The following is a 13,326-nucleotide window of genomic DNA, read 5'->3' as shown; positions in this document are numbered from 1 at the left end:
CGCTTGTCACTGGGAAGTCCTGCATGGAGGTCCCTTTTGCGCCAGGGGTCGTTCACTGGAGAGACTGTGGGGTCTCCATAAACCGTCAGAGAGCACGAGCCCCCACATGCACGACTCCCTCGCCTCCGAACCGGAGCCCCTCTCCCACGGTCTGAAGCAGCGTCATCTGACGATGCTGGGCCTCGGCGGTGTGATCGGCGCCGGGCTCTTCGTCGGCTCCGGCGCGGGCATCGCCGTGGCCGGACCCGGCATCGTGGTCTCGTATCTGATCGCCGGCGCGCTCGCGATGCTGGTCATGCGGATGCTGGGCGAGATGTCGGCGGCGATGCCCGCGTCGGGGGCCTTCTCGGTGCACGCCGAGCGTGCGCTCGGCCGGTGGGCCGGCTTCTCGGTCGGCTGGCTGTACTGGTTCCTGCTCGTCGTCGTCCTCGCCGTGGAGGCCACGGGCGCGGCGCGGATCGCGAACGGCTGGGTGCCGGGGGTCCCGCAGTGGGGCTGGGTGCTGATCTTCATGGTCGTGTTCACCGTGGCCAACCTCGCGGCGGTGAAGAACTTCGGCGAGTTCGAGTTCTGGTTCGCCGCGCTCAAGGTCGGCGCGATCGTCCTCTTCCTGATCCTCGGCACGCTGGCGATCGTCGGCTGGCTGCCGGACACGGATCCGGTGGGGCTGGCGAACCTGACCGGGCAGGGCGGTTTCCTGCCCAACGGCTGGTCGGGAGTGATCTCCGGGGTCCTCGCCGTCGTCTTCGCCTTCGGCGGTCTCGAGGTCGTCACGATCGCGGCGGCCGAGTCCGACGACCCGGCGCGGAACGTGGCCCGGGCGGTGCGCAGCGCGGTCTGGCGGATCCTCCTCTTCTACGTGGGCTCGATGCTGGTCATCGTGACGCTGCTGCCCTGGACCTCGATGGAGCCGGGCGAGTCGCCGTACGTCGCCGTCCTGGACGCGATCGGGGTGCCGGCGGCGGGCCAGATCATGAACATCGTGGTGTTCGTGGCGCTGCTCTCGGCGCTCAACGCGAACCTGTACGGCTCCTCGCGGATGGTGTTCTCGCTGGCCGAGCGCGGCGAGGCCCCCAAGGGGCTGCTGCGGGTGTCCGGCGGAGGGGTGCCGCGGCGGGCGGTGCTGGCCTCGGTGGCCTTCGGCTTCGTCTCCGTGCTGCTGAATCTGAAGTGGCCGGACTCCGTCTTCCTCTACATGCTCAACGCCGTCGGCGCGGTCCTGCTCTTCGTCTGGGCGCTGATCGCGGTCTCGCAGCTGCGGCTGCGGCGCCGGATCGAGCGGGAGGCCCCGAAGACGCTGACGCTGCGGATGTGGGGCTTCCCGTGGCTGACCTGGGTGGCGCTCGCCGCGATGGGCGCGGTGCTGGTCCTGATGCTCTTCGACGACTCGGCCCGGCCGCAGGTGCTGTGGTCGGGGGCGGCGACCGGGGCGGTACTGCTGGTGGCCTGGGCCCGGGAACTGCGTACGAAGCGGGGTTAGATCTTCACCTTGTGTGAAGGTCGTGCCCGTATAGCGGACATCCGTTCCCTGTGAGCGGTGGTGGCCCACAGACTGTGGGCTCCCTCCCCCGTCTCAGCTAGTGAACAGGGCTCGCCCATGTCTCGGACCACCGCGCCCGCGCCGGCCGACCGCAAGGACGGCGCGACGGCGACCGCCGATGGCCTCGGTCACGGCCTCAAGCAGCGCCATCTCTCGATGATCGCCCTCGGCGGCGTCATCGGCGCCGGGCTCTTCGTGGGCTCCGGCGCCGGTATCGCCGCCGCCGGGCCCTCGATCGTGATCGCCTACGCGATCTCCGGCATCCTGGTGATGCTGGTGATGCGCATGCTCGGCGAGATGTCCGCGGCGAACCCGGCCTCCGGCTCGTTCTCCGTCCACGCCGAGCGGGCCCTCGGCCCCTGGGCGGGCTTCACCGCCGGCTGGGCCTTCTGGTTCCTGCTCTGCGTCGCGGTCGGCCTGGAGGGCATCGGCGCCGCGAAGATCATGACCGGCTGGTTCCCGGACAGCCCCGAGTGGGCCTGGGTCGCCCTCTTCATGCTGGTCTTCTGCGTCACCAACCTCGCGGCCGTGAAGAACTTCGGCGAGTTCGAGTTCTGGTTCGCCGCGCTCAAGGTCGGCGCGATCGTCCTCTTCCTCGGCATCGGCGTCCTCGCGATCGTCGGCGTCCTGCCCGGCACGGACTCCCCCGGCACCACGAACCTCACCGGCGACGGCGGCTTCTTCCCGCACGGCTCCGAGGGTCTGATCGTGGGCCTGCTCGCCTCCGTCTTCGCGTACGGCGGCCTGGAGACGGTCACCATCGCGGCGGCCGAGTCGGAGCACCCGGTGCAGGGCGTCGCCAAGGCGGTCCGTACGGCGATGTGGCGGATCGCGCTCTTCTACATCGGGTCGATGGCGGTCATCGTCACGCTCGTCCCGTGGGGCGACAAGGCCGTCGTCGAGAAGGGCCCGTACGTCGCGACCCTCGACCACCTGGGCATCCCGGCGGCCGGCCAGATCATGAACGTCGTCGTGCTCGTCGCCCTGCTGTCGGCGATGAACGCCAACATCTACGGCGCCTCCCGCATGGCAGGTTCGCTCGTCTCGCGCGGCCAGGGCCCGAAGGCGCTGGGCCGCACCTTCGGCGGGGTCCCCCGCCCGGCGGTGCTCGTCTCCTCCGTCTTCGGCTTCGCCTGCGTGCTGCTCAGCTACTGGCGCCCGGACGACATCTTCGTCTGGCTGCTCAACACGATCGGCGCGATCATCCTGGTCGTCTGGTTCTTCATCGCCGCCTCCCAGCTGGTGCTGCGCCGCCGCACCGAGCGCGAGGCGCCGGAGAAGCTGGTCGTGCGCATGTGGGCCTTCCCGGTGCTGACCTGGGTGGCGCTCGCCGGCATGGCGGCGATCTTCGTCCTGATGGCCCGCGAGGAGGGCACGCGGGTGCAGCTGTACTGGACGGGCGGCCTGACGCTGCTGCTCGCCGCCGTCGGCTTCGCGCGGCAGAAGCTGCGGGGGCCGGTCGCCCAGGAGTCCTGAGCCTGCCCCGCCCCGTCCCACCGCGCCCCGTCGAGCTCCCGCTCGGCGGGGCGCGGCGCTGCCTCCGGACGCGTTGGCCCGTTCGGCGGAGCACGCGGAAGCAGGACGAACGAACCAGAGGACCAGGACCGACTTAGGACCAAGGGCTGATCACCTACGAGTAGCACCTACTGTTAGCCTGCACTTGCATACAGGTTGCAATAAGAGGTCAGTCGAAGGGCTCGGTCATGGCGATCTACACACTTCCGGAGCTGCCGTACGACTACGCGGCGCTGGAGCCGGTGATCAATCCGCAGATCATCGAGCTGCACCACGACAAGCACCACGCCGCGTACGTCAAGGGCGCGAACGACACGCTGGAGCAGCTGGAGGAGGCGCGCGACAAGGACCAGTGGGGCTCGATCAACGGCCTGGAGAAGAACCTGGCCTTCCACCTCTCCGGCCACATCCTGCACTCCATCTACTGGAACAACATGAACAGCCCGAAGGACGGGGGCGGCGGCGAGCCACTGGCCGCGGACGGCGTCGGTGACCTCGCGGACGCGATCACCGAGTCCTTCGGCTCCTTCGCCAAGTTCAAGGCGCAGCTGACCAAGGCCTCCGCGACCACCCAGGGCTCCGGCTGGGGCGTCCTCGCGTACGAGCCGATCAGCGGCCGCCTGATCGTCGAGCAGGTCTACGACCACCAGGGCAACGTCGGTCAGGGCTCCGTCCCGGTCCTGGTCTTCGACGCCTGGGAGCACGCCTTCTACCTGCAGTACAAGAACCAGAAGGTGGACTTCATCGAGGCCATGTGGCAGGTCGTCAACTGGCAGGACGTCAGCAAGCGCTACCACGCCGCCAAGGCCTCCGTGCCGCTGATCTCCTTCTGAGGACCGGAGCCCGGCGGGCTCCCTCCGACGTCCCACTCGTGATCGTCTTCTCAACCTTCACGTGCGGGCGGATGAAAGAAGAACCCCCGTGATGACGTGAATCACGGGGGTTCTTCCATACGCCGGAGCGGCCACGCGGACTACGTGAAGCTGCGGACTACGTGAAGCTGGGGTCCGCCGTCCGGGTGCGCTTGATCTCGTAGAAGCCCGGCGTCGACGCCACGAGCAGGGTGCCGTCCCAGAGCCGGGCCGCCGCCTCGCCGCGCGGGGTCGGGGTGACGACGGGACCGAAGAAGGCGACCTCGTCACCGTCCGCGCCCGGCACCGCGATGACCGGGGTGCCGACGTCCTGGCCGACCTTCGCTATGCCCTCGGTGTGGGAGGCGCGCAGCTCCGCGTCGTAGGTGTCCTTGTCGGCGTACTCGACGAGGTCCTCGGGCAGGCCGGCGTCGGCCAGGGCACCGGCGATCGCCTCGCGGGTCGGGCCCTCGCCGTTGTTGTGGAAGCGGGTGCCGAGCGCGGTGTAGAGCTTGCCGACGACCTCGTCGCCGTGCAGCTGCTGGGCGGCGATCACGACGCGGACCGGGCCCCAGGCCTTGGTCTCCAGCATCTCGCGGTACTCGGCGGGGACCTCGTCGAGACGGTTCTCGTTGAGCACGGCCAGGCTCATGACCTTCCACCGCACGTCGACCGGGCGGACCTGCTCCACCTCCAGCATCCAGCGGGAGGTCATCCAGGCCCAGGGGCACAGCGGGTCGAAGTAGAAGTCGGCGGTGGTCCTGCTCTCGGACATGTCACTCCTCGGTACGGCCGTGGGGGAAGAAAGGCGGAAAGAAGACGGTGGTGCGCCGAAAGGAGGGAACCCCCGGACGCGCGGTGGCATTCCCGTGTCCCGGGTGACAGCCGCACATGGGAAGATCGGTGCTGTTTCGAACGTGCCACGAAGGAGTGACCGTGCCCGGTGAGAATCTGTCCCGCGACGAGGCCCACGAGCGGGCGGCGCTGCTGTCCGTCGACGGGTACGAGGTCGTCCTCGACCTGCGCTCGGCGGTCGGCGACTCGGCCGACGCCGTGCGCACCTTCCGCTCGGAGACGACGATCCGCTTCCGTCGCACCGGCGAGGGCACGAGCACGTTCGTGGATCTGATCGCCCCGGCCGTGACCGCGGTCACCCTCAACGGGCGCTCCCTCGACCCCGAGGCCGTCTTCGACGGCTCCCGGATCGCGCTCGACGGGCTCGCCGACGAGAACGTCCTCGTGGTGGACGCGCAGTGCGCCTACAGCCGGACCGGCGAGGGCATGCACCGCTTCGTCGACCCGGAGGACGGCGAGGTCTACCTCTACACGCAGTACGAGCCGGCCGACGCCCGCCGGGTGTACGCCACCTTCGAGCAGCCCGACCTCAAGGCCCCGCACCTCTTCGCGGTGACCGCGCCCGAGGGCTGGACGGTCTGGTCGAACGGCGCGGGCGAGCAGGACGCCGAGGGCGTGTGGCGGTTCGCCGAGACGGCGCCGATCTCCACGTACATCAGCTGTGTCGTGGCGGGCCCGTACCACTACGTCACGGACCGCTACACGCGGACGCTGGCCGACGGGACCGAGCTGGAGATCCCGCTCGGCGCGATGTGCCGCAAGGGGCTCGCCCGGCACTTCGACGCGGACGACGTCTTCCTGGTCACCAAGCAGGGCTTCGACTTCTTCCACGACAACTTCGACTACCCGTACCCCTTCGGGAAGTACGACCAGGCCTTCGTCCCCGAGTACAACCTCGGCGCGATGGAGAACCCGGGCATGGTGACCTTCCGCGAGGAGTACATCTACCGGGGCAAGGTCACGCAGGCGGCGTACGAGCGCCGGGCGAACGTCATCCTGCACGAGATGGCGCACATGTGGTTCGGCGACCTCGTCACCATGGTGTGGTGGGACGACCTGTGGCTGAAGGAGTCCTTCGCGGACTTCATGGGCTCGTTCTCGCTCGCCGAGGCGACCCGCTTCACCAACAGCTGGGTGACCTTCGCCAACAACCGCAAGGCCTGGGCGTACCGCGCCGACCAGCTGCCGTCCACGCACCCGATCACGGCCGACATCCGTGACCTGGAGGACGCCAAGCTCAACTTCGACGGCATCACCTACGCCAAGGGCGCGTCGGTGCTCAAGCAGCTCGTCGCGTACGCCGGCCGGGACGCGTTCCTGGAGGGTGCGCGCCGCTACTTCAAGCGCCACGCGTACGGGAACACCCGGCTCACGGACCTCCTCACCATCCTGGAGGAGACCTCGGGCCGTGACATGAAGGCCTGGGCGAAGTCCTGGCTCCAGACCTCCGGCGTGAACACCCTGACGCCGGCCGTCAGCCACGACGCCGAGGGCCGGATCACCGAGCTCGCGGTCCTCCAGGAGGGCGACGAGCTGCGCCCCCACCGGGCCGCGGTCGGCCTCTACCGGCTCACGGACGGGCAGCTCACCCGGTACGCGCGCGCCGAGGCCGACATCACCGGGGCCCGGACCGTCGTCGCCGACCTGGAGGGCGAGGCGAAGCCCGACCTGGTCCTCGTCAACGACGACGACCTCACCTACTGCAAGGTCCGCTTCGACGAGGACTCGCTCGCCACCCTGCGCGCGCACCTCGGCAACATCACCGACCCGCTGGCCCGCGCCCTGTGCTGGTCGGCGCTGTGGAACCAGACCCGCGACGCCCTGATGCCCGCCCGGGACTTCGTCTCCGTCGTGCTCGCCTTCGCGGGCCGCGAGACCGACATCGGCGTCCTGCAGATGGTGCACGCCTGGGGCAAGTCCGCGGTCACCCACTACGCGGCTCCCGCGTGGCGCGAGGAGGGCGGGCGGCTGCTCGCCGAGGGCGCGCTGCGCGAGCTGCGGGTCGCCGAGCCGGGCAGCGAGCACCAGCTGACCTGGGCGCGGTTCTTCGCCGCGACGGCCTCGTCCGAGGCCGACTTCCAGCTCCTCGAAGGGCTGCTCGACGGCGCGGCGAAGATCGACGGGCTCGACGTCGACCAGGAGCTGCGCTGGTCGCTGCTCTCGCCGCTCGCCGCGCACGGCCGCGCGGACGAGGCGCGGATCGGCGAGGAGCTGACCCGGGACGACACGGCGACGGGCAAGCGCCACCAGGTCCGGCTGCTGGCCTCGCGGCCCTCGGCCGCCGTCAAGGCGCAGGCCTGGGCCCAGGTCGTCGAGTCGGACACCCTGTCGAACGCGCTCGTCGAGGCGACCATCGCGGGCTTCGTCCAGCCCTCGCAGCGCGAACTGATCGCCCCCTACGCGGAGAAGTACTTCGCGGTGATCGAGCGGCTGTGGGCCGAGCGGTCGATCCAGATCGGCATGGACGTCGTCCGGGGCCTGTTCCCGGGGCTCCAGGACGACGAGGCGACGCTGGCCGCGACGGACACCTGGCTGTCGGCGCACGAGTCGGCCGCCCCGGCCCTGCGCCGGCTGGTCCTGGAGTCGCGGGACGACCTGGCGCGGGCGCTGCGGGCGCAGGACTGCGACCGCCTGGCGGGCTGACGCCCCCGGCCGGCGGCGGTGGGGGTCGCGGACTTCGGTCCGCGGCCCCCACCGGGCTTTCCGGGCACGGCCCGGACGGACCGGGCCAGGTCGAAGCGGATCGGGGCGCGCCCCTCATCGGCACTCGAACGCGCGTACTTTAGGACGGGGTTGTCCCTAATTGTCGACGAGCGTGTAACAGGGGTTAGGGCGGCCTTCGGGAGCGGAAGACCCCCGGCATGAACCACAACACCCCCATCACCCCCCGCCCCCTCCCCCTCTCCCCCCACACCGGCCAGGCGCAACGCCTGGCGTCCGCCGACCAGTTGAGGGCCCAGGGCATTCCCGCCGGCGAGGTCGCCGCGCACTGCCGGCCGGGGGCCTGGCAGCAGCTCCTCCCCGGCGTCTTCCTGCTCCAGCCGGGGCAGCCCACCAGCGAGGACCGGCTCCACGCCGCGCTGCTCTACGCCCGCAGGACCGGGGCCGTGCCCCAGCAGGGCCCCGACCCGATGATCACCGGACTCGCCGCACTGGCCCTGCACCGCTTCTCCGCCGCTCCCCCGCTCACCGCCCTGGAGCGGATCGACGTCCTGGTCCCCCGGACCCGGCGGCTGCGTTCCACCGGCTGGGTGCGGGTGGTGCGCGCCCTGGAGTCCCCTGAGCCGGTGGAGCTGACGGGCGTGCCCGTCGCCCCGGTCGCCCGCGCCGTCGCCGACGCGGTGTCCGGGCTCTCGGACGCGGAGGCCGTACGCCGGCTGCTCACCGAGGCGGTACGCGGTGGCCACTGCGAACCGGGTGCGGTGGTGCGCGAGTTGAACCAGGCCCGGCTCCTCACCCGGCCGCACGTAGTGGACGCGGTGGACGCGCTGCTCGCCGAGGGGCGCTCGCTCTCCGAGGAGCGGCTGTACGAGATGGTGCGGGAGTTCGCCCTGCCGGACCCGGTGTGGAACGTGGACCTGCGGCTGCCGGGCGGCCCGCACCTGGGCGGGGTGGACGCCTACTGGCCCGACCAGGCCGTCGCCGTCGAGCTGGACACCCGGGCGCCGCGGCAGGACGAGGACGCGCTGTGGTCCGAGTACACCCGCAAGCGGGAGCACCTGGAGCGGCTCGGCATCACGGTCGTCCACCTCACCCCGCGCAAGCTGCGCGAGGCGATGGAGCAGCAGGCCACCGTGGTGCGTACGGCCCTGATGGCCGCGCCCGACCGGCCGCCTGCCGCGTATGTCGTCGTCCTGCCGCGGTGAGGGGTCAGCGCGGGGGCGTGACGCCGCAGAACTCGGCCTCCAGGACGCTGCCGCTGTCGCCCGTCCAGTCGGCGTTGAAGTTCAGCGCGAGGGAGTGCCCGCCGTCACGGGTGGCCTGGGCCTCGGAGGAGGAACCGTGGATGCCGCCGCCGTGACCCCAGATCTCCTTGCCGCAGCTGAGCTTCTGCCTCATGAGCCCGAGTCCGTATCCCACGCCGGGGAGCTCGGGGGACACCGCGACGGTGGTGGTCATCTCCTTCATCTCGGCCCTGGGGAGCAGCCGGCCCTTGAGCAGGGCGCGGTAGAAGGTCTGCAGGTCGTTGGAGTCGGAGATCATCTCGCCGGCGGCGTAGGCGATGGTGGGGCTCAGCCGGCTGACGTCGTGGACCGGTGCGTCCGGGGCCTCGGAGAGCGTGGAATAGGCGGGGGAGCTCGGCTTCGGCATCCGCACGTCGGTGCCGGGGACGCTCGTGGCGCGGAGCTTGAGCGGCTTGATGATGCGGTTCTCGACGGCCTTGCCGTAGGGGCGGCCGGTGACCTTCTCGATGACCATCCCGGCGAGGACGTAGTTGGTGTTGGAGTAGTTCCAGTCGGTGCCGGGGGCGAAGTCCGGCGCGTGGGTCATCGCGATGTCGACGAGCTGGCGCGGGGTCCAGCGGTCGTAGCGGTGCTCCAGGAAGCCGGGGCCGAAGATCTTCTCCTGGAAGCCGGGGTCGGAGGTGACGCTGTAGACGCCGCTGGTGTGGTTGAGCAGCTGGCGGACGGTGATCCTGCGGCCGTCGTGGCCGTTGCCCCGGACGACTCCGGGCAGCCACTTCTCGACCGGGTCGTCGAGGTCGAGCCGGCCCTCCGCCTGGAGCTGGAGGAGGACGGTGGCGACGAAGGTCTTGGTGATGGAGCCGACGCGGTAGCGGTCGTTCCCCCGGCGCTCCCCCGCGGTGCCGGTCCAGGCGCCCCGGCCGTCCCGGGCCTGGGCCACGGCCCCGGGCACACCGGCGTCGACGGCGGCCTGGAGCGCCGCCCGGGTGGCGGTGTGGTCGGAGGCCGCGGGCGCGTCCGCCGCCAGGGCCGGGGTGGCGAGTGCCGTGCCGGTGAGTCCGGCGACCAGGACGGCGGCGAGGACGGTGCGGGTCGTGCGTACGGCTGGCATGCGGGCTCCCCTGGGACTCTGCTGCGGCGCGTGTGCCGCGGTCGGCGGGGAGGACTTCGAGGGCTGCGGGACGGTTGAGCGGGTGTGCGCCGGTTGAGCGGTTTTCGGCCGATCCTCGACCGGGCGGTCGGTGCTCAGCTGCCCGACGGGTCGGCGAGCCGGGAGCGGCCGACCGGGGGCCGCTCGCGCCACAGGTCGAGGCCGATGTCGACCAGGCCGACGCGGGCCAGTCCGGGCACGGCGTCGAGCGGGTGCCAGGCGGCGAGGTCGGTGGAACCGTCGGTCTCGTTGCGCAGCGCGCCGCCGGTGATCCGGGCCTCGTAGACGATCCGCAGGCCCTGGAAGTCGCCGGGCCTCCCGAGGCGGCGCAGCCAGCCGCGGCGGATGGAGTCGATGCCGAGGAGGGCGGTGGGCTCGGCGAGATACCCCGTCTCCTCCTCCACCTCGCGGACCACGGTGTCCACGGGCTCCTCCCCGTGGTCCATGCCGCCGCCCGGCAGCGTCCAGCGCCTGGTGCCGTCGCCCGCCACCCAGCGGGCCAGCAGCACCTGCCCGTCCCGTACGCACACGGCGTAGGCCGCCACTCTCAAGTCCTTCTGCATGGAAGGAGGTTAGAACCAGTACGCGGGGTACGTCCGGCCGGTGGCGCGGGCGGCTCCGAGACCGACGGCGACGAGGAGGAGGCAGGCGAGCGCGAGAAGGCCGAGAAACGACCAGAAGGGCGGGGCCGCGAGGGCGACGATCACGGCGGTGGCGGCGGCGGGCGAGTGCGGGGTGCGGGCCAGCGACATGACGCCCAGGGCGAGGCCTCCCGCGACGGCGGCGCTCCAGAGTCCCGGCCCGGCCACGGTCAGGACGGCGAAGCCGGTGAGGGCGGAGAGCAGCTGGCCGCCGAGGACCGAGCGCGGCTGGGACAGCGGCAGATCGGGCGCGCCGGCGACCAGGGCCATGCTCGCGGCGAGCGGCGGGATGAGCAGGGGCCGGTCGAGCACGGTCCCGACGACGACGAGCAGCAGCAGCGCGGCGACGCTTCCGGCGGTGGAGAGGAGGAGGACGCGGGGCCGGGGGCGCGGGGGCGGGCCGGGGCGCCGGGGTGCGGCGGCGGCCGCCGGAACCGCGGAGGGGGCGGTTCCGGCGACGGCCGTCGCGGGGGCGGGGGCCGAGCCGGAGACGGAGCCGGAGCCGGAGCCGGGGCCGGAGCCGGGGCTCGTGGGCAGGGTGGTGTCGGGGGCCGGGGTGGTGGTCACGGAGCGGTCCTCGGGGTGGGGTCGGCGGGTGGGCACGGGCGTGGGCGTACGGGAGCGGTGCGGGCGGGCCGGCCGTCGTCAGGCCGCGGCCGGGTTGGCCGGGGAGTACTCCGGCGGCGACCAGCGCAGCGGGCTGCCGGCCGGGGTCTCGGCCGTGTGCTCGACGCGGAAGCGGGTGACGCGCCCCTCGGGGCCGTACTCGGTGTGGGCGAGGCCGCTGAGCTGCAGGGTCGCCCCGGTCTCCCAGTCGAGGAAGAGCAGCCCCGCGCGGCCGTCCGACTCGAGGTTCCCCAGGGTCAGGAACATCGCGTTGCCCGGGTAGTCGCGCCAGCTGAGCTCCCGGGGCGCGTCGGCCCGGACGAACCCGGGGTTGCCCCCGCGATGGCTGGTGTCGACCCCGTCGGACGCGACGCTGGCCACGAAGAAGGTGTCCGCCGCCCGGACCCGGCGCAGTTGGGCGGGGGTGAGCTCCGCGCCGTACCGGACGGCGCCGGTCCCGGGGGCGGTGGGATCGGAGCCGTACCACTCCCTCTTCTGGAGGTACTTGGGGCAGTTGGAGAAGACCTGCTCGGCCTCGATCGTGAAGCCGCGCGCGCTGGGGCGGGCGGTGCCGTTGAGGCGCATGCGGCGGCGGGTGCGGGGGTCGAGGGCGAGGGTGCCGACCGGGGTGCCGTCGGGGGTGATCGCCTCGGCGAGCGGGTCGTACGCGGGGACGCCGCCGGCGACGGAGACGGTGTGCGGGCCGGTGGCGCGGGTGAAGCCGGGCGCGCCGGTGAGGAGGCTCGCCCAGACGTGGCCGCCCCGGTCCGCCGCGCCGATCATCAGCATCGGCTGGGCCTCCAGGAAGGCGGCGGCGACGGGGCGGATGCCGGGACGGATGGAGGGGGCGATGTGGGCGGCCAGGTCCTGGACGCCCACGCGGGCCTGGACGTTGATCGAGCCCTGGTGGTAGGCGGTCACGGGGTCCTCCGGGGTGCGGGTCGCTGGGGGTGCGGGTCCGGCCCCTGGCGCGGGGGCGCGTTCATGGTTGTGCCCACCCGTTCCGCCCTACGGAACGATTGCCCACAACCTGGTATCTGTTAGAAGAAGCCGCAGGTCGGGGCCGTTTCGCTGGGGGCTTCCGCGCCCTCCGCGCCCTTCGGGACCGAGATCTCCAGGCGGGTGCCGTCCGGGTCGTGGAAGAAGATGCCGCCCGAGGCCGCGCCCTCGCGGTGGGCCACCACGCCCTCGTACGCGAAGGTCGCGCCCCGGGCGAGCAGCGCGGCCTCGGCGGCGCGGACGTGGTCGAGGGACTCGGCCTCGAAGGCGAGGTGGTGGAGGCCCGCGCGGCCCGGCGCGTAGGCCTCGCCCGCCTGCTGCCAGAGGGTGAGGACCAGGCTGCCGTCCCGGCCGAGGAAGGCGAAGCGGCTGTCCCCCTCCTCGCCCTCGCCGAGCGTCTCGAAGCCGAGGACCTCTCCGTAGAAGGTGAGGGAGCGGTCCAGGTCGGTGACGTTGAGGCCGACGTGGTGGGTGGTGAGCGTGCCGATCGCGGTCATGGCGGATCCGTCCGTCGCGGAGGTGGCCGGCCCCTCCTGGGGCTAACCTTTCAATTTGACTTTAAAGGTTATACGCGAGGAACGTCAACCGCTCACGTACTCTTGAGGGGTTAGTTCACCGAGGAGGGTTCCCGTCATGACCGCGATCGACCCACGGCCGCTCGTCGGCGAGCCCGTCTCCCTCGATCTGCTCAACACCCGCTGGAACGACGAGGGCGTCCGGCAGGACCTGCTCGCCGGGGTCGACGGGCTCGCCGTCTGGCTCGCCGCCAACGGGCTCGACGAGCGGTTCACCGCCGACGCCACCACCCTGCGCCACACCCTCACCGCCCGGGACGCCCTCACCGCGCTCGTCGACCGCCCCGGCGACCCCGCCGCCACCGCCCGCGTCGACACCGTCCTCGGCCACGGCCGCATCCGGGCCACGCTCACCGCCGAGGGCCCCGGTGAGCGACCCGAGTTCGCGGACCCCGCCTGGGGCCCCGGCTGGACCGCCGCCCGCGACTACCTCGACCTGCTGCGCACCGCCCCCGACCGGATCCGGGCCTGCGCCCACGAGGCCTGCATCCTGCACTTCTTCGACACCTCGCGGAACGGCACCCGCCGCTGGTGCTCGATGGCCGTCTGCGGCAACCGGGCCAAGGCCTCCCGCCACTACGCCCGCACGAAGGAGAGCTGACCCTCTTCCGTCCCGTCCCTTGGACAATGGATTGGACAAGGCGACCCGGGACATACGCATCATGGACCGGCAGCAACCTGCACATACG

12 protein-coding genes are annotated in these 13,326 nt (G+C 72.1%); 6 read left to right on the top strand and 6 right to left on the bottom strand.

Translation table 11 applies throughout. The annotated features are described in order from the left end of the window. Window positions 1-106 precede the first annotated feature (106 nt). From AMK27_RS28435 to AMK27_RS28425, 3 genes are all read left to right on the top strand, one after another. A complete protein-coding gene (locus AMK27_RS28435) occupies window positions 107-1,480 on the top strand; it encodes an amino acid permease (RefSeq protein WP_073913977.1) in 1,374 nt (457 codons plus the stop codon). A 117-nt stretch (window positions 1,481-1,597) separates the two neighbouring features. Next, on the top strand, window positions 1,598-3,016 hold the full coding sequence (locus AMK27_RS28430) for an amino acid permease (RefSeq protein WP_073913973.1): 1,419 nt from the start codon (window positions 1,598-1,600) through the stop codon (window positions 3,014-3,016). A gap of 227 nt (window positions 3,017-3,243) precedes the next feature. Continuing rightward, complete coding sequence (locus AMK27_RS28425; RefSeq protein ID WP_073913969.1) at window positions 3,244-3,888, top strand: superoxide dismutase; 645 nt, start codon at window positions 3,244-3,246, stop codon at window positions 3,886-3,888. Between the two features lie 157 nt (window positions 3,889-4,045). Here AMK27_RS28425 and AMK27_RS28420 read toward each other — a convergent pair whose 3' ends face one another. Beyond that, window positions 4,046-4,681 carry a mycothiol-dependent nitroreductase Rv2466c family protein gene (locus tag AMK27_RS28420; protein ID WP_073913965.1) on the bottom strand — a complete coding sequence of 212 codons (636 nt, stop codon included), beginning with the start codon at window positions 4,679-4,681 and terminating at the stop codon, window positions 4,046-4,048. Window positions 4,682-4,842: 161 nt separating this feature from the next. Between AMK27_RS28420 and pepN the strand changes: the two genes are divergently transcribed. Further along, entirely contained in the window at window positions 4,843-7,404 is a 2,562-nt protein-coding gene (gene pepN / locus AMK27_RS28415; RefSeq protein WP_198955949.1) for an aminopeptidase N, read from the top strand. A gap of 218 nt (window positions 7,405-7,622) precedes the next feature. Further along, window positions 7,623-8,627, top strand: a complete 1,005-nt coding sequence (locus AMK27_RS28410; protein WP_073913957.1) for a hypothetical protein — start codon at window positions 7,623-7,625, stop codon at window positions 8,625-8,627. Between the two features lie 4 nt (window positions 8,628-8,631). Here the strand turns inward: AMK27_RS28410 and AMK27_RS28405 are convergent, their stop codons facing one another. The 5 genes from AMK27_RS28405 to AMK27_RS28385 form a co-directional block, all read right to left on the bottom strand. Continuing rightward, window positions 8,632-9,777 carry a serine hydrolase domain-containing protein gene (locus AMK27_RS28405; RefSeq protein ID WP_073913953.1) on the bottom strand — a complete coding sequence of 382 codons (1,146 nt, stop codon included), beginning with the start codon at window positions 9,775-9,777 and terminating at the stop codon, window positions 8,632-8,634. A gap of 134 nt (window positions 9,778-9,911) precedes the next feature. Continuing rightward, a complete protein-coding gene (locus AMK27_RS28400; protein WP_073913949.1) occupies window positions 9,912-10,379 on the bottom strand; it encodes an NUDIX hydrolase in 468 nt (155 codons plus the stop codon). A 9-nt stretch (window positions 10,380-10,388) separates the two neighbouring features. Continuing rightward, window positions 10,389-11,024, bottom strand: coding sequence for an HPP family protein (locus AMK27_RS44385; protein WP_073913946.1), 636 nt, complete (start codon window positions 11,022-11,024; stop codon window positions 10,389-10,391). A 78-nt stretch (window positions 11,025-11,102) separates the two neighbouring features. Continuing rightward, window positions 11,103-11,984, bottom strand: coding sequence for a pyridoxamine 5'-phosphate oxidase family protein (locus tag AMK27_RS28390; RefSeq protein WP_073913943.1), 882 nt, complete (start codon window positions 11,982-11,984; stop codon window positions 11,103-11,105). A gap of 119 nt (window positions 11,985-12,103) precedes the next feature. Beyond that, window positions 12,104-12,559, bottom strand: a complete 456-nt coding sequence (locus AMK27_RS28385) for a VOC family protein (protein WP_073913939.1) — start codon at window positions 12,557-12,559, stop codon at window positions 12,104-12,106. 136 nt (window positions 12,560-12,695) lie between these two features. On the opposite strand from AMK27_RS28385, the gene AMK27_RS28380 reads away from it, so the two are divergent. Then, a complete protein-coding gene (locus tag AMK27_RS28380; protein WP_073913934.1) occupies window positions 12,696-13,238 on the top strand; it encodes a CGNR zinc finger domain-containing protein in 543 nt (180 codons plus the stop codon). Window positions 13,239-13,326: the final 88 nt, after the last annotated feature.

The sequence above is a fragment of the Streptomyces sp. CB02009 genome (assembly GCF_001905825.1).
GTDB lineage: Bacteria > Actinomycetota > Actinomycetes > Streptomycetales > Streptomycetaceae > Streptomyces.
This window is presented reverse-complemented; position numbering and strand designations above follow the sequence as displayed.